Origin of the sequence: Pseudomonas sp. EA_35y_Pfl2_R5 (assembly GCF_963970805.1) — a bacterium.
Classification (GTDB): Bacteria; Pseudomonadota; Gammaproteobacteria; order Pseudomonadales; family Pseudomonadaceae; genus Aquipseudomonas.
Window position 1 is genome coordinate 475,772 of record NZ_CAXAOW010000001.1, and the last position, 21,573, is coordinate 497,344.

The 21,573-nt window shown below is 61.0% G+C and carries 21 protein-coding genes; 14 read left to right on the plus strand and 7 right to left on the minus strand.

All coding sequences use genetic code 11. From position 1 onward, the window contains the following. Window positions 1-149: 149 nt before the first annotated feature. From AACX99_RS02105 to AACX99_RS02125, 4 genes are all read left to right on the plus strand, one after another. Window positions 150-1,574: an alanine/glycine:cation symporter family protein gene (locus AACX99_RS02105; protein WP_339409174.1), complete on the plus strand. Its 1,425-nt coding sequence runs from the start codon at window positions 150-152 to the stop codon at window positions 1,572-1,574. Between the two features lie 106 nt (window positions 1,575-1,680). Next, window positions 1,681-2,436, plus strand: a complete 756-nt coding sequence (locus tag AACX99_RS02110) for a substrate-binding periplasmic protein (RefSeq protein ID WP_339409175.1) — start codon at window positions 1,681-1,683, stop codon at window positions 2,434-2,436. Window positions 2,437-2,884: 448 nt separating this feature from the next. Then, the gene (locus tag AACX99_RS02120) at window positions 2,885-3,634 is read left to right on the plus strand and encodes a glutaredoxin (protein WP_339409176.1); all 750 of its coding nucleotides are present in this window, start codon (window positions 2,885-2,887) and stop codon (window positions 3,632-3,634) included. A 115-nt stretch (window positions 3,635-3,749) separates the two neighbouring features. Further along, entirely contained in the window at window positions 3,750-5,156 is a 1,407-nt protein-coding gene (locus AACX99_RS02125; RefSeq protein ID WP_339409177.1) for a mechanosensitive ion channel family protein, read from the plus strand. Between the two features lie 100 nt (window positions 5,157-5,256). On the opposite strand, the gene pdxR is transcribed toward AACX99_RS02125, so the two are convergent. Next, window positions 5,257-6,729, minus strand: coding sequence for a MocR-like pyridoxine biosynthesis transcription factor PdxR (gene pdxR, locus AACX99_RS02130; RefSeq protein ID WP_339409178.1), 1,473 nt, complete (start codon window positions 6,727-6,729; stop codon window positions 5,257-5,259). Between the two features lie 256 nt (window positions 6,730-6,985). Between pdxR and AACX99_RS02135 the strand changes: the two genes are divergently transcribed. Continuing rightward, on the plus strand, window positions 6,986-7,366 hold the full coding sequence (locus AACX99_RS02135; protein ID WP_339409179.1) for a MerR family transcriptional regulator: 381 nt from the start codon (window positions 6,986-6,988) through the stop codon (window positions 7,364-7,366). Here the strand turns inward: AACX99_RS02135 and AACX99_RS02140 are convergent. Beyond that, window positions 7,363-8,346, minus strand: coding sequence for an NAD-dependent epimerase/dehydratase family protein (locus AACX99_RS02140; RefSeq protein WP_339409180.1), 984 nt, complete (start codon window positions 8,344-8,346; stop codon window positions 7,363-7,365). The two genes, AACX99_RS02135 and AACX99_RS02140, sit on opposite strands and share 4 nt — an antisense overlap. A 203-nt stretch (window positions 8,347-8,549) precedes the next feature. Between AACX99_RS02140 and AACX99_RS02145 the strand changes: the two genes are divergently transcribed. Genes AACX99_RS02145 through AACX99_RS02155 form a run of 3 tightly spaced genes read left to right on the plus strand, consistent with a single transcriptional unit; the run spans window position 8,550 to window position 10,335 of the window. Beyond that, window positions 8,550-9,200 carry an FMN-binding negative transcriptional regulator gene (locus tag AACX99_RS02145; protein WP_339409181.1) on the plus strand — a complete coding sequence of 217 codons (651 nt, stop codon included), beginning with the start codon at window positions 8,550-8,552 and terminating at the stop codon, window positions 9,198-9,200. Then, complete coding sequence (locus tag AACX99_RS02150) at window positions 9,197-9,640, plus strand: GNAT family N-acetyltransferase (RefSeq protein ID WP_339409182.1); 444 nt, start codon at window positions 9,197-9,199, stop codon at window positions 9,638-9,640. Before AACX99_RS02145 ends, AACX99_RS02150 begins: the two co-directional genes overlap by 4 nt. A 14-nt stretch (window positions 9,641-9,654) precedes the next feature. Further along, window positions 9,655-10,335 (plus strand): GNAT family N-acetyltransferase, encoded by a 681-nt coding sequence (locus AACX99_RS02155; protein WP_339409183.1) that lies wholly within the window; start codon window positions 9,655-9,657, stop codon window positions 10,333-10,335. A gap of 84 nt (window positions 10,336-10,419) precedes the next feature. Here AACX99_RS02155 and AACX99_RS02160 read toward each other — a convergent pair whose 3' ends face one another. Continuing rightward, the gene (locus tag AACX99_RS02160; RefSeq protein ID WP_339409184.1) at window positions 10,420-11,238 is read right to left on the minus strand and encodes a helix-turn-helix domain-containing protein; all 819 of its coding nucleotides are present in this window, start codon (window positions 11,236-11,238) and stop codon (window positions 10,420-10,422) included. A gap of 152 nt (window positions 11,239-11,390) precedes the next feature. Here AACX99_RS02160 and AACX99_RS02165 point away from each other — a divergent pair, with 152 nt between their 5' ends. The 5 genes from AACX99_RS02165 to AACX99_RS02185 all read left to right on the plus strand — a co-directional run bounded on the left by AACX99_RS02165 (window position 11,391) and on the right by AACX99_RS02185 (window position 16,630). Continuing rightward, window positions 11,391-12,833 carry an alanine/glycine:cation symporter family protein gene (locus AACX99_RS02165; RefSeq protein ID WP_339409185.1) on the plus strand — a complete coding sequence of 481 codons (1,443 nt, stop codon included), beginning with the start codon at window positions 11,391-11,393 and terminating at the stop codon, window positions 12,831-12,833. Window positions 12,834-13,120: 287 nt separating this feature from the next. Next, entirely contained in the window at window positions 13,121-14,107 is a 987-nt protein-coding gene (locus tag AACX99_RS02170; RefSeq protein WP_445261824.1) for an asparaginase, read from the plus strand. A 58-nt stretch (window positions 14,108-14,165) separates the two neighbouring features. Then, window positions 14,166-14,621 (plus strand): GNAT family N-acetyltransferase, encoded by a 456-nt coding sequence (locus AACX99_RS02175; RefSeq protein WP_339409186.1) that lies wholly within the window; start codon window positions 14,166-14,168, stop codon window positions 14,619-14,621. Between the two features lie 170 nt (window positions 14,622-14,791). Further along, a complete protein-coding gene (locus tag AACX99_RS02180; RefSeq protein ID WP_339409187.1) occupies window positions 14,792-16,147 on the plus strand; it encodes an 8-oxoguanine deaminase in 1,356 nt (451 codons plus the stop codon). Between the two features lie 150 nt (window positions 16,148-16,297). Beyond that, entirely contained in the window at window positions 16,298-16,630 is a 333-nt protein-coding gene (locus AACX99_RS02185) for a hypothetical protein (RefSeq protein WP_339409188.1), read from the plus strand. Window positions 16,631-16,659: 29 nt separating this feature from the next. Here AACX99_RS02185 and glsB read toward each other — a convergent pair whose 3' ends face one another. After that, a complete protein-coding gene (glsB, locus tag AACX99_RS02190; RefSeq protein WP_339409189.1) occupies window positions 16,660-17,568 on the minus strand; it encodes a glutaminase B in 909 nt (302 codons plus the stop codon). 221 nt (window positions 17,569-17,789) lie between these two features. Here glsB and AACX99_RS02195 point away from each other — a divergent pair, with 221 nt between their 5' ends. Next, complete coding sequence (locus AACX99_RS02195) at window positions 17,790-18,185, plus strand: hypothetical protein (protein WP_339409190.1); 396 nt, start codon at window positions 17,790-17,792, stop codon at window positions 18,183-18,185. Here AACX99_RS02195 and AACX99_RS02200 read toward each other — a convergent pair. The 3 genes from AACX99_RS02200 to oadA all read right to left on the minus strand — a co-directional run bounded on the left by AACX99_RS02200 (window position 18,182) and on the right by oadA (window position 21,558). After that, complete coding sequence (locus AACX99_RS02200) at window positions 18,182-18,484, minus strand: DUF3240 family protein (RefSeq protein ID WP_339409191.1); 303 nt, start codon at window positions 18,482-18,484, stop codon at window positions 18,182-18,184. The genes AACX99_RS02195 and AACX99_RS02200 overlap by 4 nt on opposite strands. 1 nt (window position 18,485) lies before the next feature. Beyond that, window positions 18,486-19,427, minus strand: coding sequence for a sodium-dependent bicarbonate transport family permease (locus AACX99_RS02205; RefSeq protein WP_339409192.1), 942 nt, complete (start codon window positions 19,425-19,427; stop codon window positions 18,486-18,488). A 319-nt stretch (window positions 19,428-19,746) separates the two neighbouring features. Further along, window positions 19,747-21,558, minus strand: a complete 1,812-nt coding sequence (oadA, locus tag AACX99_RS02210) for a sodium-extruding oxaloacetate decarboxylase subunit alpha (RefSeq protein ID WP_339409193.1) — start codon at window positions 21,556-21,558, stop codon at window positions 19,747-19,749. Window positions 21,559-21,573 lie beyond the last annotated feature (15 nt).

A 21,573-nucleotide genomic window follows, 5' to 3' on the forward strand; every position in this document is an offset into this window, starting at 1 on the left:
CACCCGTGCCGTCCGCCAGCGTCGCCCTACCCGGGCGGCGCTGCGGCGTCATCACCATTAACAGGCTGTTGAAAAACTACCTACGTTGCCATCGCGGCGTTAGAAACGGCCTGTAATTCCCCGATAAATACAAAAAAGGGAGAGACCCCATGCTCGATATTCTTAATGACCTGATCTGGAGCAAGCTCCTGATCGTGATGCTGATCGGCCTTGGTCTGTATTTCACCATCGCCTCGCGTTTCGTTCAGTTTCGCTACTTCGGCAGCATGTTCCGCATCTTCGCCGAAGCCTTCCAGCGCCAGCCGGGTCAACTCAGCTCGTTCCAGGCACTGATGCTCTCGGTAGCCGGTCGTGTCGGTGCCGGCAACATCGCCGGTGTGTCCGTGGCGATCATGCTCGGCGGCCCCGGCGCCATCTTCTGGATGTGGGTCGTAGCACTGGTCGGCATGGCCACCAGCTACTTCGAGTGTTCTTTGGCCCAGCTGTACAAGCGCCGTGAAGACGACGGCACCTATCGCGGCGGCCCGGCTTTCTACATTGAGCACGGCCTCGGCCAGCGCTGGTTGGGCATCGTCGTTTCGATCCTGCTGCTGGTGACTTTCGGCTTCGGCTTCAACGCCGTGCAGTCCTACACCGTGGCCAGCTCGATGCATGACACCTTCGGCCTGCCGACCTATGTCAGCGGCCTGATCCTCACTGTGGTGATCGGTCTGATCATCTTCGGCGGCATCAAGCGCATCGCCAAATTCGCCGACGTGCTGGTGCCAGTCATGGCATTTGCCTATATCGCCATGGCGCTGTTCGTAATCGGCATCAACGTTGACGCCATCCCGGCCACCCTGGTGATGATCGTTAAGAGTGCCTTCGGTCTTGAGCCTGCGTTTGCCGGCGGTATCGGTGCGGCCATCCTGATGGGCGTGAAGCGCGGCCTGTTCTCCAACGAAGCCGGCCTCGGTAGTGCACCGAACGTTGCTGCGGTTGCCGAGGTCAAGCATCCGGTTGCACAGGGCATCGTGCAGTCGCTCAGCGTGTTTATCGACACCATCATCCTGTGCAGCTGCACCGCGCTGATCATCCTGCTGTCGGGCGTGTATCAGCCAGGCATGGACATCGCCGGTGTGGTGCTGACCCAGACCGCCGTGGCCAGCGTGGTTGGCGAATGGGGCCGGGTGTTCGTCACCGTCGCCCTGCTGATGTTCGTGTTCACCACCCTGATCTACAACTACTACCTCGGCGAGAACGCCCTGGGCTTCTTCAGCAAGAAGCGTGGCCCGGTGATGGTCTACCGCGTACTGGTGATCGCTCTGGTACTCTGGGGTTCGGTGCAGGATCTCGGTACTGTGTTCGCCTTTGCCGACGTGACCATGGGCCTGCTGGCGATTGCCAACCTGATTGCCCTGGTGCTGCTGTTCAAGGTCGGCCTGCGTTTGATGCGCGACTACGACAACCAGATCAAGGCCGGCGTCGAGTCGCCCGTGTTCGACGCGAAGAACTTTGCCGATCTGGACCTCGACCCAGCTGTATGGCCAAACGCGCCAAGCCTGCCACCGTTCAACGCGCACCAACAGCGTTGATCTGAATACACCCAGGCCCTTGGCCTGGGTGTTGTTGTTTATGTCATAGGCCCCGCGCGGCCAGTTGGCAGGCGCGGGACTCTCCTTACGAGTGGAGTGCCAGACCATGCGTCATCTTCTTTGCACCGCACTGCTGTCCTGCCTGCTGTTCAGCCCCCTGAGCCAGGCGCAGTTGCCGCCTGACTACAAGGTGGTGCTGCAGACGGAAAACTTCCCACCCTTCAACATGGCCGACCACGGCAAGAACTTTGCGCGCGACGCCAATATCACCGGCATTAGCGCCGACATCGTGCGCGAGATGTTCAAGCGCGCCGCCATCGACTACAGCCTGACCCTGCGCTTCCCCTGGGATCGCATCTACCAGCAGACGATGGATAAGCCCAACCACGGCCTGTTTTCCACTTCCATGAGCGAGGCACGCAAGCCATTGTTCAAATGGGTCGGACCGATCGCTGAGTACCAGAGCGTGCTGGTTGGTCTCAAGGGCAGCAGCCCACAATTGGATAATCTGCAACAGGCCAAGGCCTACCGCATCGGCGCTTATCAGAGCGCGGCGGTCAGCCAGTACCTCGAGCGCCAGGGGTTCACCCCGAACAATGCCCTGCGCGACCAGGAAAATATCCGCAAGCTACAGCGCGGGCAGATCGACCTGTGGGCCACCTCTGACCCGGTGTGGCGTTTCTACGCCCGCGAGCAAGGTGTTGATGATCTGCAAACCCTGCTCAGCTTCGAAACCTCACAGCTGTACCTGGCCCTGAATAAGGACACCCCAGACGAAGTGATCGAACGCCTGCAAAGCGCGTTGGAACAGATGCGCAGCGAAGGCTACGGCAGCTGCGCGAAAAATCCCGAGCTGTGCTGAACACAACACGCCCCTGATAACACCTACAAATGCCAGGCCTTGCGCAGTAACTGCAAGGCCTCGGCAATCTGCGCCCGTGCCCTGCGGCAAAACCCAGCACCAACCCGACACGCTGGTCTTCTGGAGTGCTGCTGTCTGACGGCCAGTAGCTGCTCAAGCCATTCAACGCCACGCGACGCGTTCGGCTGCATCGATCAGCTCGCGCTCGCGAACCAGGCGCTAAGCCGCACACAGAGATGCAACCTGACACCTGTTCAGGCCACGCAGGTCAACAGTGCCCGGCAAATGCAATGGAATCCAACGTCATAACGGTGGTCTGCACTTACTACCGCTGGGATTTTCGACCTTGAGAAGCGCCGCAGGCGCGCCATTGCTAACGGCCGCTGGTTCGCCTTAAACGGCGCTAACAAGGCGCCCCTGGACAATCTGCTGGTACAGGAGAAACGTCATGGACACAGATACGCCAAAGCAGGCCACGCTGTATCGCATGGTGATGAAGAATCACCTATGCCCTTATGGCCTCAAGTCGAAGGATTTGCTCGAGCGTAAAGGCTTCGACGTGGACGACCACCACCTGACAACCCGCGCTGAAACTGATGCTTTTCAGAAGCAGCACAACGTTGAGACAACTCCCCAGACCTGGATTGGAGGGCAGCGTATCGGTGGCTACGATGCACTGCGTAAATATTTTGGCGAGCACGTCAAAGGGCCAGACGAAACAAGCTACACCCCCGTGATTGCAATCTTTGCCGTCGCCTTGCTAATGGCCTTGGCCATGAGCTGGGCGGCTTACGGCACTCTGTTCACGGTGCGAGCACTCGAATGGTTTATCGCAGTGGCCATGTGCGTGCTGGCCATTCAGAAGTTGCAGGATCTCGAAAGCTTTTCGACCATGTTCCTCAACTACGATTTGCTGGCGAGGAAGTGGGTGCGCTATGGCTATCTCTATTCATTCGGCGAGGGGCTGGCGGGGGTCTTGATGATTGCGGGCGCGCTGATATGGCTTGCCGCGCCAGTGGCGCTGTTTATCGGCTGCGTAGGCGCGGTTTCAGTCATCAAAGCCGTGTATGTCGACAAGCGTGAGATTAAATGCGCCTGTGTCGGCGGTGGCAGTAAGGTGCCACTGGGCTTTGTTTCGCTGACCGAAAATCTAATGATGATCGCGATGGCGATATGGATGCTGGTTCAAGCCCTTTAAGTATGCGGACGCGAGCCCCAATGCCAACGTACCAACAGCGTAGGTTTCAGCCGAAACTGCTCTGCGCCTTGGCAGCGACCAAGTGACTTTCGCCGACTGACCGGAGCCGTATGCGATGACATGTTCGATTAGCCTCCTGCGCAACACGGCGCGGGCGCTGGCTTTACTGGCGGCACTGTTGCCGGGCGGCTCACTCTTGGCCGAGGCCGAAAGCCCCGCTGTTGATGACACTGCCGAGATGGCTATCGATGCGCAGACGCGCGAAAGTGACGAGAAGATCAGAGCCCGCATCGAGAATATTTTTGCCGAACTGCAGCCGCTGCGCGAAGTGACGGTCTATGTCGGCGAAGGGGTGGTGATTCTGCGCGGCGAGGTCGCCAATGAAGTGGCGGCGCAACAGGCCGAGCGACTGGCCAGCCGGCTTGCCGGGGTGGTCACGGTCACCGACGAAATGAGCCGGACGCTGGCCGTGGCCGATAATGTGCGGCCGGTCATTGAGCGTTTACGCACCCAAGCCCTGAATTTTATAAAAGCCTTGCCGCTGCTTGGGCTGGCATTGCTGGTACTGGCGGCCTTTGCCTTACTGGGCAACTTCCTGGCCCGGCGAAAAATACTGTGGCGAAAAATAGCACCGAACCCTTTCCTGGCCGATCTGATGGCCCAGGCAACACGCATCGTCATTCTACTGCTGGGGATTATTCTCGCGCTCAACCTGCTAGGCGCGGCTACCGTCATAACCACGATCCTTGGCGGCGCAGGGGTGATCGGCCTGGCCATCGGCTTCGCCGTGCGCGACACGGTGGAGAACTATATTTCCAGCGTGATGCTGAGCCTGCGTCAGCCGTTTCGCGCCAAAGATCATGTGGTCATCAATGACATCGAAGGCATCGTCGTACGCCTCACCTCGCGCGCCACAATCCTGATGACCCTCGACGGCAACCATATGCGCATCCCCAATTCGGCGGTGTTCAAAGGCATCATCCTCAATTACTCGACCAACCCGGAAAGGCGCTTTGAATTCGAACTCGGCGTCGATGCCGAAGACGATCCGGTGGCCGGTATGAAGGCCGGACTGGACGCCATTAGCGCCCTCGATTTCATCCTGCAAGACCCCGAGCCCGACGCGTTGATCAATACGGTGGGCGACTCCAACATCGTGCTGACGTTCTATGCCTGGATCGATCAACGCCAAACCAATTTTGGTAAAGCCCGCAGTCTGGCCATTCGCGCTGCCATGCGCGCGCTGGAAGAACAGGGCTTCACCTTGCCCGAACCCATTTACCGTTTGCGTTTCGACCCCGAGGTCAACACCGCGTTGTTTAGCGCGCTGGATGGCAAAAGCACTGGCGTCACCCCGCAGGCTGGCGGCGCGGACAAAAATGGGGCTCCTGCGACCCGAGTTAAGCGCGGCGATGCGGTGCTCGATGTCACCCCGGACAAACACCTGGAGCAGAAAGTAGACGCGGAAATCCGCTCCGACCAGGGCAATGACCTGTTGGATAAACATGTGCCGCACGAGTAATCCGCGTAAAACGAGCGCGACCTGCATTAAGCAGCACGCTGAGGAATGGAGCTGTCGCGGCTAAAGCCCCAGCCACGACAGCCCTTGTCATATGGCCGCGCTAGACTTCCCAGGCACGGCGCAGCGCAGCCAGCGCCTGCTCAATTTGCGTTTCGGGTACGGCGGCAAAACCCAGCACCAGCCCGGCACGCTGATTTTCAGGGGCGGTGCTACCCGGCAGCCAGTAACTGCTCAATGCGGTCATCTCCACGCCAACGCCTTCAGCAGCGGCGATCAACTCGCGCTCGCGGGCCAGGCTGTCTGCCCGCACGCACAAATGCAGCCCGGCCTCCACCAGCGGCAGTGGTGCGCAGCCCGGCACGTGATCAGGCCAGCCGGCTAACAATGCATCGCGCCGACTACGCGCGGCGGTACGCATACGCCGGATATGCCGCTGGAAGTGCCCGGCGGCGATAAATTCAGCCATAACCGCCTGGGTGCCAATTTCCGAGTGGCGCATGTCCACCGCGCGGCGCTGGGCAAACGCTTCGGCCAGTGCCGGTGGCAGCACTAAATAACCCAGGCGCAGCGCCGGAAAGGCGATCTTGCAAAAGGTGCCGACGTAAAGCACCCGACCCTGTCGATCGAGGGCGGCGAGCGGCGCCAGTGGCGTGCCGCTGTATCGGTATTCGCCGTCGTAGTCGTCTTCGATAATCAGGCCGTCATTGCGCTCGGCCCACTCCAGCAACTCCAGGCGCCGTGCCAGCGACAACGTGACGCCAGTGGGGTACTGATGCGACGGCGTCAGATAAACCAGCCGACAACCCTCGATCTGCGCCAACGCTGCCGTGTCCAACCCGTCGGAATCCACCGCAACACCACACAACTGCGCGCCGGCCACCGCCAGAGCATGACCGGCCGCACGATAGCCAGGGTTCTCCACCGCCACCCGCTCGCCCGGCGTCACCAGCAACTGCGCGCATAGGCTGATGGCCTGCTGTGCGCCACTGGTGATCACAATCTGCGCCGGATCACAGTACAAACCACGGCTGTTACGCAAGTAAGCGGCGATCAGCTCACGTAATTGCCAGTCACCGGCCGGGTCGCCATAACCCAGGCGCGCCGGCGAGGGCTTGCGCCAGAAGCGCGCTGACAAACGCGCCCAGGTCTCGAACGGAAACAGATCAAAGGCCGGCACCCCGACGCGAAATGCCCGCGGCGGGCCGGCTAACGGTGGGTTCAGGTGATTTTGCTGCAGTCGCGTTAGAGCGGCGCTCTGCGCCACCGGCTCGGTCGCCAACGGTACCGGCCGGCTGGCGGCACTCAGTTCGGCAACGTAAGTACCGTCACCAATACGGCCTTCGACATAGCCCTCGGCGTAGAGCTGGTCGAAGGCACGGGTCACGGTGTTGCGGGATATCGCCAATAACTGCGCCAGATCGCGACTCGCCGGCAGGCGCGTGCGGCTTTGCAGTCGGCCATCAAGAATGCGCTCACGCAACGCCTGATACAGCTGACGCGCCAGACCCTGCTGCGGGTCGAGGCGGATACCGGAGAGGTCCACCGGCAAGGGTGGAACAGACGGGGCAGGCATATAAATTGGCTCTACTGAATTAGCAATAGATGGATCTTACAACAGACCAATATTCGCTTTAACACGACCCTCTCTCACCAGGAGTCTGCTCATGTATACGCCCGTTATTTATCCACACTGGTTCGTTAAACGTGACGCCCTGCGCGACAAAACTGCGGGCTCTGGTCTGTGTGGTGATCTAACGCTCGCCTATCATCCAATCTAGGCGCGGGCTAGAGTCCGTTGCCTTGGCCATAACAAAGAGCAGAACTCCATTATGTACATTGGCAAAGTTGCTGATCTAACGGGCTGTACACCGAAGGCCATCCGTCTTTACGAGAGCCTGGGCTTACTGAACGCACCCAGCCGGCAGGGCCGTTATCGTTTCTATGACACGCACCATGTGACCATCATCCGCATGATCCGGGCAGCCCAGGCCGCAGGTTTCAAACTTGTCGAGATGGCGCCATTGCTCAAGGAGAAAGAACGACAACAGGTTTTCCCCCTTGAGCTGGCGAATCAGGTAATCGCCGCCAAACGCCAGCAGGTGCAAGCAGATATTGCTGCACTTAAAGCACTGGATGAGCGTCTAGCGGGGCTCCACACAGAAGTTAACCTCGTATTTGCCGAGCCTACCTCCCAGGCCTTTAGTCACTAGCCCCGATCACGTAGATATTCAAACGCATCCTTTAGCGCCTGCTCCGGCGGTCTCGGGCAGTAACCTAGTTCGGCTTGCGCCTTGGCAATGCTGTACTCCTGCTTGACCCCATAAAATAACCGCACCTGGCTAACAAGCAACTCAGCGGATTTACCCGTCACCCGCGCCAGGCGCTCTTGCAACCAGGCCAGGCCCAGCAGCAACCAGCGCGGGGCTAACGGAGGTAGGCGATAACCTGGCGCGATGGCATTGGCGGCGTCGATTAACACTGCCAGCGAAGACGAATATCGATTGGCCAGGATGTAGCGTTGACCGGAGCGCCCCTTCTCCGCTGCCTGGATCATGCCCTCAGCGACATCGCGTACATCCACAAAATTGAAGTGGAAGTTCGGATCGAACGGCAACTTGCGACCCTGAGCCAACTGAAGAAAATTCATCGTATCGGTCAGACGGTCTGCGTTGGGGCCAACCATGGCCGAGGGCAGCACCGATACCATCCACAGGCCGTGCTCCTGCGCTACCTTCCAGGCCATACGTTCTGAGAGGATCTTGGACAGGTAGTAAGGGTTGTCCGCTTCATCGTTCCAGCATTCTTCATCGAGCAACTGGCCGTTGTGCCCAACTGCTGCAACCGAACTGACGTAAACAATTCGTCTGACGCCGGCTTCGGCTGCCGTCTCCAGCAGCACACGGGTGCCATTGACGTTGGGCAGAATGATTTCCTCGTGCGGGTCTCTAGCCCAATGCCTGAATACGGCTGCGACCTGATAGAGCACATCCACACCTTCCAGCGCTTTGCGTATGGCCACCTTGTCCTGCAACTCCGCATAGACAAGTTCGCAGGCAAGGCCCTCGAAAGGTGCGCGATTGTCTAGGTCGCGCACACCGGCCCGTACCTGGTCACCGCGCGCCAACAGCGCCCTGACCAGCGTATTGCCGAGATGCCCATTGGCTCCTGTCACCAAACATAATTTGCTCATCGTGGCTCGCTACCTTTGCAGACTCGATTAAGAACAGCTGCGCCACGGTAAAGTCTGTCCTTAAGGGCAGAGTCAAGCCTTGGTGATGGTGGGTTCGGTGGAGGGGCAGGCATGAAATTGGCTCTACTGAATTCGCAATAAATGGATCTTACAACAGGCCAATACACGCTCTAGCATGGCTCCATCTCGCCAGGAGCTTGCCCATGTATACACCCGCCGCCTTTCGTCAGGACGACCTCGCCACCCTGCACCAGCAGATGCGTGCCACGCGCCTGCCGACGCTGGTTAGCCACGGCAATCAGGGCTTGCTCGCCAGCCATCTGCCACTGCTACTGGCACCTGATGAAGGTGGGTACGGCACGCTCTACGGCCACTTCGCCCGCACCAACCGACAATGGCGCGACCTCGCCGAAGGCAGCGAAGCGCTGGTGATTTTCCAGGGTGCCGAGGCCTATATCAGCCCGTCGTGGTACGCCGCCAAAGCCGAGCACGGCAAGGTGGTGCCTACCTGGAATTACATCAGCGTGCAGGCCCACTGCCAAGTCGAAGTGTTTGATGACGCCGAGCGTTTGCTGCACCTGGTCAGCCGCCTCAGCGCGTTGCACGAAGCCGAGCGCCCGCAACCATGGGCGGTCAGCGATGCACCGCGTGAGTACATCGACAGCATGCTGCGCGCCATCGTCGGCTTCGCCTTGCCCATCGAACGCCTGGAAGGCAAATGGAAGCTCGGGCAGAACCGCAGCAGCACCGATCAGGTCGGCGTACGCGAGGGGCTGACCGCCAGCAGCGACGCGCGCGACCTCGAGCTGGCGGCACAGATGAGCAACGATCACCCAGACAAGGAGGTCTCATGAACATTGAAATTTGCCCAATCAGCCCCGCTGACCACGCCGCCTGGTTGCCGCTATGGCAGGGCTATCTGCACTTTTACCAGAGCGAGTTGCCGGCCGAGGTCAGCGCCATGACCTGGCAGCGCTTTCTCGACCCGAGCGAGCCCACCCATGCCGCCCTCGCCTGGCGCGACGGTAAAGCCGTGGGCCTGGTGCAATGGATCTTCCACTGCACCAATTGGTCGGTGGAGAGCAGCTGCTACCTGCAGGATCTGTTTGTCGCCGCCGATCAGAGCGGCGCCGGCATCGGCCGGTTGCTGATCGAGCACGTCTATGCCCAGGCCCAGGCGGCCGGCTGCAGCCGCGTGCATTGGCTAACCCACGAAAGCAACAGCGACGCCAGGCAACTCTATGACCGAATCGCCGAACGCTCGGGCTTTATCCAATACCGTAAACAGTTCTGAACAGGAGCCGCAGCATGCCCCAGCAAGCCCTACACGACTGGCAGCCCGTGCCCACGCCGGCCCATAAACCCTTGGACGGCCATTATGTACGCCTTGAGCCACTCGACCCGGCACGCCATGGCGACGATCTGTGGCAGGCGTTACAAGGCCCGGATAGCGACCCGCTGCTCTGGGAGTACCTGCCCTACGGCCCGTTCAGCGAACGCGCGGCGTTCGATGCTTGGCTAAGCGGCCATGCCGCCAGCCGCGACCCGCTGTTCTTTAGCGTGGTCGACCTGCACCAGCGGCGTGTGGTCGGCCTGTTGAGCTATCTGCGCATTGCGCCCAAGGATGGCTGTATCGAGATTGGCCATATCGCCTTTGGCCGCGCCATGCAGCGCAGCCCGGCGTCGACCGAGGCGGTGTATCTGCTGGCCAAGCTGGCGCTCGGCACGCTCGGTTACCGCCGCCTGGAATGGAAGTGCAACGCCGCCAATGTCCGCTCCATGCGCGCGGCTGAGCGTCTGGGCTTCCGCTACGAAGGGCTGTTTCGCCAACATATGGTGGTCAAGGGGCGTAACCGCGACACGGCCTGGTTTTCCATCCTCGACAGCGAATGGCCGGCCTGCAACGCGGCCTTTGAACGCTGGCTGGCGGCGGATAACTTCAGCGTCGACGGCCAGCAGACACAGCGCCTGGAAGAGTTGAGGAAATAAAACGGTGGGTTGGCGTTGAGCGCAGCGAAGCCCAACGCTGTCGCTGGCCTCGACGCATATTAGGCGTGGACCAACTCACCTTGCTTATTCGATCTCGAACAGGCCGTTCTTCAGCGGCGCCACCGACAGGCGCTGGCGCACGTCGTCGTCGATGCGCGGGTCATCCGGACGGTACAGGCGAACCTGGCGGTAGGCGCTGATGCGGTTGATTTCGGTGCCCAGGTATTCCCACACCACGCGGGTGCAGGCCGGGCTGCGCCGGTCGCCGCTGGAGACGCCAGTTTTCAGGCCGTTGAGGCGGGTGATGCGGCTCTTGTAGCTAGGGATAAGGATGGTCTGGCTCATCTCGTTAAGGGTCAGCGATTCGTAGTCCATCAGAAACAAGCGGTCCTGCAGCTGGAACGCGGCGCCCAGGTAACGGCAACGCACCCAATCCTCACCCTGCACGTCAGCACTGGCGGAGCGCTCCTGACGCTCCTGGCGCTCGAACAGAAAGTCTCCGTCCTCCTCCCGCAGATGCACCAGCGATACCAACACGGTGCCCGGCACTGACATGCAGTTGGAGTATTCGAAGTAGTAGCCGCAATAGCGCGAGAGGTTGCCGGCATGCGCGCGCAACGGCTTGAGCAACTCCACCAACGCGTCGGTGCGCGCACCTGCAGCCTGGCCCGGCGCGCGCGCGCCGATCAGGTCGGCAAATTGCTCGGCGGGCAGGCTCAACTCGTAGGCCTCAACGCCAAAAAAGTCGCAGATACGTTTGAGGTTATAGGCCGTCGGTCGGCTCTGCCCGCTCAGGTATTTATTGAACTGGGCGCGATTGATCACGAGCTTGCGGCAAACCTCGGCGATTGACCGGTAATGGCCGCACAACAGCTTTAGATTGGGCCCTAGATGGTCGGACATGGTGCATTTCCAGGTGATGCGAGCGGCGCGATTCTAGCATCAACTCGCGTCAGTTCGCCGCCACCCGCGAAATTGCACCACGCTCGCGTCTGCTCAACCATTCGGCCCCGCCTATTTTTCCTTCACAAAACAACAAGAGAGACTCGCCTGCCATGCTCGATATTCTCAACGACCTGATCTGGAGCAAGCTCCTGATCGTGATGCTGATCGGCCTTGGTCTGTATTTCACCATCGCCTCGCGTTTCGTTCAGTTTCGCTACTTCGGCAGCATGTTCCGCATCTTCGCCGAAGCCTTCCAGCGCCAGCCGGGTCAACTCAGCTCGTTCCAGGCACTGATGCTCTCGGTAGCCGGTCGTGTCGGTGCCGGCAACATCGCCGGTGTGTCCGTGGCGATCATGCTCGGCGGCCCCGGCGCCATCTTCTGGATGTGGGTCGTAGCACTGGTCGGCATGGCCACCAGCTACTTCGAGTGTTCTTTGGCCCAGCTGTACAAGCGCCGTGAAGACGACGGCACCTATCGCGGCGGCCCGGCTTTCTACATTGAGCACGGCCTCGGCCAGCGCTGGTTGGGCATCGTCGTTTCGATCCTGCTGCTGGTGACTTTCGGCTTCGGCTTCAACGCCGTGCAGTCCTACACCGTGGCCAGCTCGATGCATGACACCTTCGGCCTGCCGACCTATGTCAGCGGCCTGATCCTCACTGTGGTGATCGGTCTGATCATCTTCGGCGGCATCAAGCGCATCGCCAAATTCGCCGACGTGCTGGTGCCAGTCATGGCATTTGCCTATATCGCCATGGCGCTGTTCGTAATCGGCATCAACGTTGACGCCATCCCGGCCACCCTGGTGATGATCGTTAAGAGTGCCTTCGGTCTTGAGCCTGCGTTTGCCGGCGGTATCGGTGCGGCCATCCTGATGGGCGTGAAGCGCGGCCTGTTCTCCAACGAAGCCGGCCTCGGTAGTGCACCGAACGTTGCTGCGGTTGCCGAGGTCAAGCATCCGGTTGCACAGGGCATCGTGCAGTCGCTCAGCGTGTTTATCGACACCATCATCCTGTGCAGCTGCACCGCGCTGATCATCCTGCTGTCGGGCGTGTATCAGCCAGGCATGGACATCGCCGGTGTGGTGCTGACCCAGACCGCCGTGGCCAGCGTGGTTGGCGAATGGGGCCGGGTGTTCGTCACCGTCGCCCTGCTGATGTTCGTGTTCACCACCCTGATCTACAACTACTACCTCGGCGAGAACGCCCTGGGCTTCTTCAGCAAGAAGCGTGGCCCGGTGATGGTCTACCGCGTACTGGTGATCGCTCTGGTACTCTGGGGTTCGGTGCAGGATCTCGGTACTGTGTTCGCCTTTGCCGACGTGACCATGGGCCTGCTGGCGATTGCCAACCTGATTGCCCTGGTGCTGCTGTTCAAGGTCGGCCTGCGTTTGATGCGCGACTACGACAACCAGATCAAGGCCGGCGTCGAGTCGCCCGTGTTCGACGCGAAGAACTTTGCCGATCTGGACCTCGACCCAGCTGTATGGCCTAACGCGGCGCAAAACGCCCCGGTCAACCATGCGGAAATCGGCAACAGCGTTCACCAGCGCTAAGTCACTGCAGAAGCTGCATTAGCTGTAATAAACAGGGGGCTAGGCCCCCTGTTTTCTTATAGAGCCTGTTTACGATCTGCTGCGCGTCGGCAAGCCTGCGTTAAAAACAGCCTCGGCAAGCCGCTTGCGGCTAACGCGCTTTAGCGCGACCCGAAGGGCGAGTGGAACGAGTAATGCTCATTTACAGCTCGTAAACTCCGCATCCTCGGCTGTTTTTGCCTTGCCTGGCTCTAGCTCGCTAGATCGTAAACAGGCTCTAAGAACAATAAAAAATGGAGACCCGTCTGATGGGTTGTCAAAAAATTCTGGTGCTCTATACCGGTGGCACCATCGGTATGCAGATGAGCGCCAATGGCCTGGCCCCTGCGTCCGGCTTCGAGGCACGGCTGCGTACGCAGCAGGCGCTGGAAGCCCAACCGCTGCCGCAATGGACCTTCCGCGAGCTGCTGCCGCCAATCGACAGCGCCAATATGAACCAGAGCAACTGGCTAGCGATGGTCGCGGCTATACGCGCTGGCATCGAGCAGGACGGTTGCGATGGCGTTCTCTTGCTACACGGCACCGACACCCTGGCCTACAGCGCCGCCGCCCTGAGCTTTCTGCTGCTGGGCTTGCCAGTGCCAGTAATCCTCAGCGGCTCGATGCTGCCGGCCGGTGCCGAGGGCAGCGATGCCTGGGGCAATCTGTTCGGCGCCATGCGTGCGCTGCAAGCCGGCGTCGCCCCAGGTGTGCACCTGTATTTCAATGGCGCGCTACTGCATGGCGCACGGGTCAGCAAGCTGCGCAGTGATGCCTTCGACGCCTTCCATGTGCTACCGCGCCAGCGCCAGAGTCCGCGCGCCGAAAACATCCCGGCGAGTATCGATTACCGCCAGACCCGTCAGCCGGTCAATCTCGCGGTGTTGCCGTTCTATCCCGGCATCCAGGCGAACCATCTACGTGCCGTGCTGGACAGCGGCGTCCAGGGCCTGCTGCTGGAATGCTACGGCAGCGGCACCGGTCCTGCGGACGACGCCGAACTGCTCGACGTGCTCAAAGCGGCGCATCAGCGCGGCGTGGTAATGGCTGCAATCAGCCAGTGCCCCCACGGCCATGTCGAATTCGGCGTGTACGCTGCTGGCAGCCAGCTGGCCAGTGCCGGGCTGATCTCCGCCGGCGGCATGACCCGCGAAGCGGCTCTGGGCAAACTGTTCGCCCTGCTCGGCGCCGGTCTGAGCCAGGCCGAGGTGGAACACTGGTATGCCCTGGATGTCTGTGGTGAACGCGCCGATTGAAGGCTGGGCTCTTGCAGCTAGGCTGTAAGGGCTTGACTAAACCAACGAGGTTGCCAGCATGCCCATCCGCATTCCCGTCGAAATCCGTCCGATAACCGACGCTGATCATGCCGCCTGGCTACCGTTGTGGCAGGGCTATCAGCGCTTCTATATGACCGAGATTGCCGCCGCGACCAGCGATATCACCTGGCAGCGCTTCCTCGACCCGGCCGAGCCGATGCACGCCGCGCTGGCCTGGCATGACGGCCAGGCGATTGGTCTGGTGCACTGGATCTACCACCGCTCGACCTGGACCAGCGGCGACTACTGCTACCTGCAGGACCTGTTTATCGCCAAGGACATCCGCAGTAGCGGTGCCGGCCGTCAGTTGATCGAACACGTCTACCGTGAGGCACAGGCCCAGGGCTGCTCGCGCACCTACTGGCTGACCCATGAGAGCAACAGCAAGGCCATGCTGCTGTATGAGCGCATCGCCGAACGCTCCGGCTTCATCCAGTACCGCAAGCTGTTCTAGGCCACTGACCGTCCGGTCAGAAATTCCGCCCTGCGCTCTTGCCGCAGGCAGATTACGGCGTTATCTTTTGCGCCACGCCCGGCCACCTGCGCCGGCCGCGTACCTGGATCAGCAGACAGGGTAAACACTGAGCTGGCGAACCTGAACCCACCTTCAGAGGAGCCAATTCAATGGCTGCTACACGTATCTGGATCAAAAACCCCCTCGCCATCTTCACTGCCAACAACCTCGACGCCGCCGGCGGCCTAGTGATTGAAGACGGTGTGATCAGCGAACTGCTCAAGGCCGGCCAACAGCCGAGCCAACCGTGCAACCGGACCTTCGATGCCCGCGAGCATGTCGTCCTACCAGGGCTGATCAACACCCACCACCACTTCTATCAGACCCTCACCCGCGCCTGGGGCCCAGTGGTCAACCAGCCGTTGTTCCCGTGGTTGAAGACCCTGTACCCGGTATGGGCCCGCCTGACACCAGAGAAGCTCGCCCTGGCCAGTAAAGTGGCCCTGGCCGAACTGCTGCTGTCCGGTTGCAGCACCGCGGCGGATCACCACTATCTGTTCCCCGGCGGTCTGGAAAATGCCATCGATGTGCAGGTCGAAGCCGTGCGCGAACTGGGCATGCGCGCCATGCTCACCCGCGGCTCCATGAGCCTGGGCGAAGCCGACGGTGGCCTGCCGCCACAGCAAACGGTGCAAGAAGGCGAAGTGATTCTGGCCGACAGCCAGCGCCTAATTCATGACTATCACCAGCGCGGCGACGGTGCCCAGGTGCAGATTGCCCTGGCGCCCTGCTCGCCGTTCTCGGTGACCCAGGAAATCATGCGCCAGAGCGCCGAACTGGCCGAAGAGCTGGACGTACGCCTACACACTCACCTGGCCGAGACCCTCGACGAAGAGGACTTCTGCCTGCAGCGCTTCGGCCTGCGCACCGTGGATTATCTGGACAGCGTCGGCTGGCTCAGCTCGCGCACCTGGCTGGCCCACGGCATCCACTTCAACCCGGATGAAATCACCCGCCTGGGCCAGGCCGGCACCGGCATCTGCCATTGCCCAAGCTCGAATATGCGCCTGGCCTCGGGCATCTGCCCGACCCTCGATTTGGAAGCTGCCGGTGCGCCAATCGGCCTCGGCGTGGATGGCTCGGCGTCCAACGACGCCTCCAACATGATCCTCGAAGCGCGCCAGGCCCTGTATATCCAGCGCCTACGTTACGGCGCCGAGAAGATCACCCCGGAACTGGTGCTGGGCTGGGCCAGCAAGGGCTCGGCAAAACTCCTGGGGCGCAGCGACATCGGCGAACTGGCGGTCGGCAAACAGGCCGACATGGCCTTCTTCAAGCTCGATGAACTGCGCTTCTCCGGCAGCCACGACCCGATTTCCGCCCTGCTGCTGTGCGGCGCCGACAAAGCTGACCGGATGATGATCGGCGGCCAGTGGCGGGTGATCGATGGGCAGATCGAAGGCCTGGATGTGGCCCAACTGATCGCCGACCACCGCCAGGCGGCGAAGGAGCTGATTGCTGGCTAACCCAGGTCGCTCCTTAGCCGAGGCAATAAGCGGATGCAGCCTATCGGCCAACGTCCGCAGCAGCTGGACAAGGCCCTACACGGCTGCTTAGTTGACTACTCGGGGCGCTAAAACTGCAGCGCCTCGAGTCCCTCTGCATGGAGCAAGCCCATGAACATGCTACCCATCAGCATTGCCCTACTGGCCACCAGCAGCCTGGCCCAGGCCGCCAATCTGCCGGCCCTCGACTTCACCTGCCCGACCGATATCAAAGTGCGCGCCGAGGCCAGCGGCCCGGTCTTTATCAACGATAAACAGGTCACGCTGAGCAAGTTCAGCGAGCAGTACTTTGAGGCCAAAGGCGAAGGCGTGACCATCGCCATCAGCTTGAATGCCAGCGGTGCGCCCACGGTGTCCTACACCGGTAAACAGGGTGCCAACGGCATTTGCACAAAGACTGAGGAAGTCACGCAGGAAGAGGCGGCGGCAACTGAGGAGGATTGACCTGCGCCTGCTGCGCGCCCTAACGGCGATCAGAACACTGACCAGCCGATCCGTTCGCTGAGCAGCTCCAGGGCCTTGATCCCTGCCAGGGAATTACCGGCGGCGTTCAGCTCCGGTGACCAAACGCACACACTGAAACGCCCCGGCACCACAGCGACGATGCCGCCGCCAACACCACTCTTGCCCGGCAGGCCGACGCGGTAAGCAAAGTTGCCCGCCTCGTCATACAGACCGCTGGTGGCCATGATCGCGTTGACCTGCTTGCTCTGCCGCGCGCTGAGGATTTGCTGCCCGCTGTGCTTGCAGAAACCATCATTAGCCAGAAAGCAGAATGCCCGCGCCAGGTCGACGCAGCTCATGCGCAGCGCGCAGTAGCTGAAGTAACTGCGCAGCACCGCCTCGACATCGTTATGGAAATTGCCGAAGGATTGCATCAGGTAAGCCGCCGCCGCATTGCGCGCGCGGTGCTGATATTCCGACTCGGCCACTCGGCCATCCACTAGCACCTCGGGATTGCCAGCCAGGCGGCGGACAAAGTCGCGCATCGACAACACCGGCGCAGCAAAACGCGACTGGTTGATATCGCAGATCACCAGGGCGCCAGCATTGATAAATGGATTGCGCGGCTTACCTCGCTCGAACTCCAGCTGCACCAGCGAATTGAACGGCTGGCCGGACGGCTCATGGCCCAAGCGCTGCCAGATATCCTCGCCGGAATGCTGAATCGCCTGCACCAGACTGAACACCTTGGAAATGCTCTGCACGGAAAACGCCGTATCCGCTTCGCCGGCGCAGTAAAGCTCGCCGTCGTTGCTGTACACCGCGATGCCCAGCTGGTTAGCCGGCACATCGGCCAGCGCCGGGATGTAATCAGCCACCTTGCCCTGGCCGATCAGTGGGCGGACTTGCTCAAGAATCTCATTCAACAGCGCTTGCATGCTTAGGTCCACAGCCGCGCCCAGACGCCCCGGGCTCTGTGGCTAGACGCTTGCGGGAAGACGCTCATCACAGCCAGGTGCGAAAACTTTGCAGGAGCACCAGCGACCCAGGCAAAACCGATAAAAACTAGGTATATTTGCGCCCCCTCCGCGAAGCTGGCCAATGGCCAGGCCGCCGCACGCTCGTGAATGTTCACGGATGACCATAAGGATTGACACGCATGTCCGCACTCCGCCTTAGCGCCTTGTTACTCATAGCCCTAGCCAGCGCAGGCTGCTCTACCGGCGCCTGGTTCAAACTGCCGGAAAACAGCACCCTGGTGATCAACGAACGACCGGCGAAGAACAACCAGGGGCTCGTCCGCAGCCGCCCCTTCTCCTGGGGTGCCACTGCAGGTATTCCCTATCGCATCGAAGACAACCAGGCCAATACCATTCGTTCTGGAAAGTTGAAGAGCCGCTTCCGAGTGGCCTCGATCTTTTGGCCACCGGTCGGCATCGCTTACTGGCCCATGGGTTTCGGCCAGCGGTGCTTTGATCTGACCGGTGAAGTGCCACAGACCTGCACCTATCAAGATCTGCTGGAACTGCGCACAGCCCACCGCCTGAGCCGCTAGAACTTTTCCGCACGCAGCACTTCCACCTGGGCCAGGTAACAGACCATGGCGAAATTGGCGTAGTAACGCGCCTGTAGATGGGCTGCGATGCGTTCGGCAACATCGCGGGTGCAGATGATCTCCACGCGAATATTGCCTTCGGTATCCCAGCCGGCGCTGCGCACGCCGCGACCGCCGCGACCACGGGCGTCGGAGATGGTCCAGCCCGGCGCGCCGAGCTGTTCCAGATCAGCCACCAGCTTTTTCTCCAACGCGGCTTCGCAGATCACGGTAAGCAGGGTGCGAATATGTGCGTCCATTTCAGAGCCCCCAGGCCATAAGTTGCTCAGCCAGCATCAGGTACAGCGGGATGCCGACGATGATATTGAAGGGAAAGGTAATGCCCAGTGACGCCGTTAGCGACAGCGACGGATTCGCCTCGGGCAAGGCCAAGCGCAAGGCGGCCGGCACGGCAATGTAGGACGCCGACGCCGCCAGTGTAGCCAGCACGGCGGTGCCGCCCAGGCTCAGGCCCATAAAGCGGCCGAGCAGCGCGCCGATCAACGCACCGCACAACGGCATCAGCAGGGCAAAACCGAGCAGGCGCAGACCAAACTGCCTGAGCGAGCCCAGTTGGCCAGAGGCAATCAGGCCCATCTCCAGCAGAAACAGCGCCAGCACCGGTTTGAACATGCTGGTGTAGAACGGCTCCAGCGGCTTGATTGCCTCCTTGCCGGCAATCGCACCGATGATCAAGCCTCCAAGCAGCAGCATGATGCTCTTGCCAAGAAAGATTTCCCGGCCCAACTCGCCCCAGTCCGTGTCGCGGGCAATACCCTTGGCCAGCAGGATGCCGACCAGGATCGCCGGGATTTCCAGGATGGCGACAAACAGCGGTATATAGCTTTCGAACTCGATGCCCTTGGCCAGCATATAGGCCACCACCACGGCGAAGGTACCGGCGCTGACCGAGCCATAGTGCGCCGCCACCGCCGCGGCGTTGACCCGGTCGAAGCCCAGGCCGCGCAGCACGCCGAAGGCCAGCAACGGCAACGCCACACCCAGACCCAACACCCAGGCCGCCTGACCGAGCAACTGCCAGCTGGCTTGCTCGGCCAACTCCACGCCGCCGTGCAGACCAATGGCCAGCAGCAGAATGATCGACAGCGTTTCATACAGCGCAGGTGGCAGTTTCAGCTCGCTTTTCAGCAAACCGGCCAACAGACCGAAGACAAAGAACAGCACCACCGGATCCAGACTCACCGCGCATTGCTCCCCTAATTGAACTGCTACTTAGACGCCTAGTGCGTCACCTGCTCGAATAAAAGGTCATGCCCCAACCACGCGTTGTGCTGATACCCGCAGTTTTGCCCAGTTTCCTGCTGAGAACAGCAGGCCCCTGCGCAGCGGGGCATAACCGAAAAAAAGGAGCCGTAAGGCTCCTAGGGGACTCAGGCAACAAGTACCTATGCACTTGGCCCAAAACCCTTGCCGGCGCAGCGAATGAGCCACGCCGGCGGTGTAAAAAGAAGCCCCAAAAAAGCCATTCAAATGCCTGTTCAAACAGCCGGGGCTTCCGAGGTTAACCTTCGATTTCCACCAGTACATCACCCGGGTTGACCCGGTCGCCCTTGGCCACGTGCACCGCCTTCACGGTGCCGGCAATCGGTGCCTGCACTTCGGTTTCCATCTTCATCGCTTCACTGATCAGCACCGCCTGGCCGGCTTTAACCGTGTCGCCGACCTTGACCAATACATCGACGATATTGCCCGGCATGCTGGTGCTGACATCGCCCGGCGCGCTGGCCTGTTTGCGCTTGCCTGAGTTACCCGCGACGAAATCATTCAGCGGCTCGAACACCACTTCCTCTGGCATGCCGTCGATGGACAGGTAGAAGTGGCGCTTGCCATCGCTCTTCACACCAACGCCGGTGATATCCACGCGGTAGCTTTCGCCGTGTACATCGACCACAAACTCGGTCGGCACCCCTTCGCCACCGGCAGGCGCTACGCCACCGGCCTCAGGAATCGGCAGCAGCACCTCTGGCGCCAGGGTACCGGCAGCGCGTTCTTCGAGGAACTTGCGCCCGATGTCGGGGAACATGGCGTAAGTCAGCACGTCTTCTTCGGATTGCGCCAGGCTGCCGATCTCTTCACGCAGCTTGGCCATTTCCGGCTTGAGCAAATCGGCCGGACGCCCTTCGATCACGTCTTCGCTGCCAATCGCCTGCTTGCGCAGCTGCTCGTTGACCTTGCCCGGGGCCAGGCCGTAACGGCCTTGCAGATAGAGCTTCACCTCATTGGTGATGGTCTTGTAGCGCTCGCCCGCGAGCACGTTGAACACCGCCTGGGTGCCGACAATCTGCGAGGTCGGCGTAACCAGCGGCGGGAAGCCGAGGTCTTCGCGCACCCGCGGGATCTCCGCGAACACTTCGTTGATGCGGCTCAGCGCGCCCTGCTCTTTGAGCTGGTTGGCCAGGTTGGACATCATCCCGCCGGGCACCTGATTGACCTGCACGCGGGTGTCCACCGTGGTGAACTCGCTCTCGAACTGGTGGTACTTCTTGCGCACGGCATGGAAGTACAGGCCGATCTCCTGGATCAGCGCCAGGTCAAGGCCGGTGTCGTACTCGCTGCCCTTGAGCGCGGCAACCATCGACTCGGTGCCAGGATGGCTGGTGCCCCAGGCGAAGCTGGAGATGGCGGTGTCGATATGGTCGGCGCCCGCTTCAATCGCCTTGAGCTGGCACATCGAGCCCATGCCGGCGGTGTCGTGGCTATGGATAAACACCGGCAGGTCGACATCCGCCTTCAAGGCCTTGACCAGCTCGGCGGTGGCATATGGGGTGAGCAGACCGGCCATATCCTTGATCGCGATGGAGTCGATGCCCATGGCCTGCATGGCCTTGGCCTGCTTCACGAACGCCTCGACGGTGTGCACCGGGCTGGTGGTGTAGGCGATGGTGCCCTGGGCATGTTTGCCGGCAGCCTTAACCGCCTCGATGGACACGCGCAGGTTTCGCACATCGTTCATCGCATCGAAGATGCGGAACACGTCGATACCGTTAACCGCCGCCTTGGCTACGAAGGCCCGCACCACGTCGTCGCTGTAGTGCCGGTAGCCGAGCAGATTCTGCCCGCGCAGGAGCATCTGCAGACGGGTGTTGGGCAAACCTGCCTTGAGCTTGCGCAGACGCTCCCACGGGTCTTCCTTGAGGAAGCGCACGCAGGAATCGAAGGTCGCGCCGCCCCAGACTTCCAGCGACCAGTAACCGACCTGATCAAGCTTGGCGCAGATCGGCAACATGTCCTCCAGGCGCATGCGCGTGGCGATGATCGACTGGTGGGCATCGCGCAGGATGGTGTCGGTAACCGTGATTTTTTTAGTGCTCATAATCTGAATCCTTCC

What these genes read in the sequence shown, in the direction of transcription:
- AACX99_RS02105 (WP_339409174.1), top strand. Translation starts at nt 150, where the DNA reads ATGCTCGATATTCTTAATGACCTGATCTGGAGCAAGCTCCTGATCGTG.
- AACX99_RS02110 (WP_339409175.1), top strand. Translation starts at nt 1,681, where the DNA reads ATGCGTCATCTTCTTTGCACCGCACTGCTGTCCTGCCTGCTGTTCAGC.
- AACX99_RS02120 (WP_339409176.1), top strand. Translation starts at nt 2,885, where the DNA reads ATGGACACAGATACGCCAAAGCAGGCCACGCTGTATCGCATGGTGATG.
- AACX99_RS02125 (WP_339409177.1), top strand. Translation starts at nt 3,750, where the DNA reads ATGACATGTTCGATTAGCCTCCTGCGCAACACGGCGCGGGCGCTGGCT.
- pdxR (WP_339409178.1), bottom strand. Translation starts at nt 6,729, where the DNA reads ATGCCTGCCCCGTCTGTTCCACCCTTGCCGGTGGACCTCTCCGGTATC.
- AACX99_RS02135 (WP_339409179.1), top strand. Translation starts at nt 6,986, where the DNA reads ATGTACATTGGCAAAGTTGCTGATCTAACGGGCTGTACACCGAAGGCC.
- AACX99_RS02140 (WP_339409180.1), bottom strand. Translation starts at nt 8,346, where the DNA reads ATGAGCAAATTATGTTTGGTGACAGGAGCCAATGGGCATCTCGGCAAT.
- AACX99_RS02145 (WP_339409181.1), top strand. Translation starts at nt 8,550, where the DNA reads ATGTATACACCCGCCGCCTTTCGTCAGGACGACCTCGCCACCCTGCAC.
- AACX99_RS02150 (WP_339409182.1), top strand. Translation starts at nt 9,197, where the DNA reads ATGAACATTGAAATTTGCCCAATCAGCCCCGCTGACCACGCCGCCTGG.
- AACX99_RS02155 (WP_339409183.1), top strand. Translation starts at nt 9,655, where the DNA reads ATGCCCCAGCAAGCCCTACACGACTGGCAGCCCGTGCCCACGCCGGCC.
- AACX99_RS02160 (WP_339409184.1), bottom strand. Translation starts at nt 11,238, where the DNA reads ATGTCCGACCATCTAGGGCCCAATCTAAAGCTGTTGTGCGGCCATTAC.
- AACX99_RS02165 (WP_339409185.1), top strand. Translation starts at nt 11,391, where the DNA reads ATGCTCGATATTCTCAACGACCTGATCTGGAGCAAGCTCCTGATCGTG.
- AACX99_RS02170 (WP_445261824.1), top strand. Translation starts at nt 13,121, where the DNA reads ATGGGTTGTCAAAAAATTCTGGTGCTCTATACCGGTGGCACCATCGGT.
- AACX99_RS02175 (WP_339409186.1), top strand. Translation starts at nt 14,166, where the DNA reads ATGCCCATCCGCATTCCCGTCGAAATCCGTCCGATAACCGACGCTGAT.
- AACX99_RS02180 (WP_339409187.1), top strand. Translation starts at nt 14,792, where the DNA reads ATGGCTGCTACACGTATCTGGATCAAAAACCCCCTCGCCATCTTCACT.
- AACX99_RS02185 (WP_339409188.1), top strand. Translation starts at nt 16,298, where the DNA reads ATGAACATGCTACCCATCAGCATTGCCCTACTGGCCACCAGCAGCCTG.
- glsB (WP_339409189.1), bottom strand. Translation starts at nt 17,568, where the DNA reads ATGCAAGCGCTGTTGAATGAGATTCTTGAGCAAGTCCGCCCACTGATC.
- AACX99_RS02195 (WP_339409190.1), top strand. Translation starts at nt 17,790, where the DNA reads ATGTCCGCACTCCGCCTTAGCGCCTTGTTACTCATAGCCCTAGCCAGC.
- AACX99_RS02200 (WP_339409191.1), bottom strand. Translation starts at nt 18,484, where the DNA reads ATGGACGCACATATTCGCACCCTGCTTACCGTGATCTGCGAAGCCGCG.
- oadA (WP_339409193.1), bottom strand. Translation starts at nt 21,558, where the DNA reads ATGAGCACTAAAAAAATCACGGTTACCGACACCATCCTGCGCGATGCC.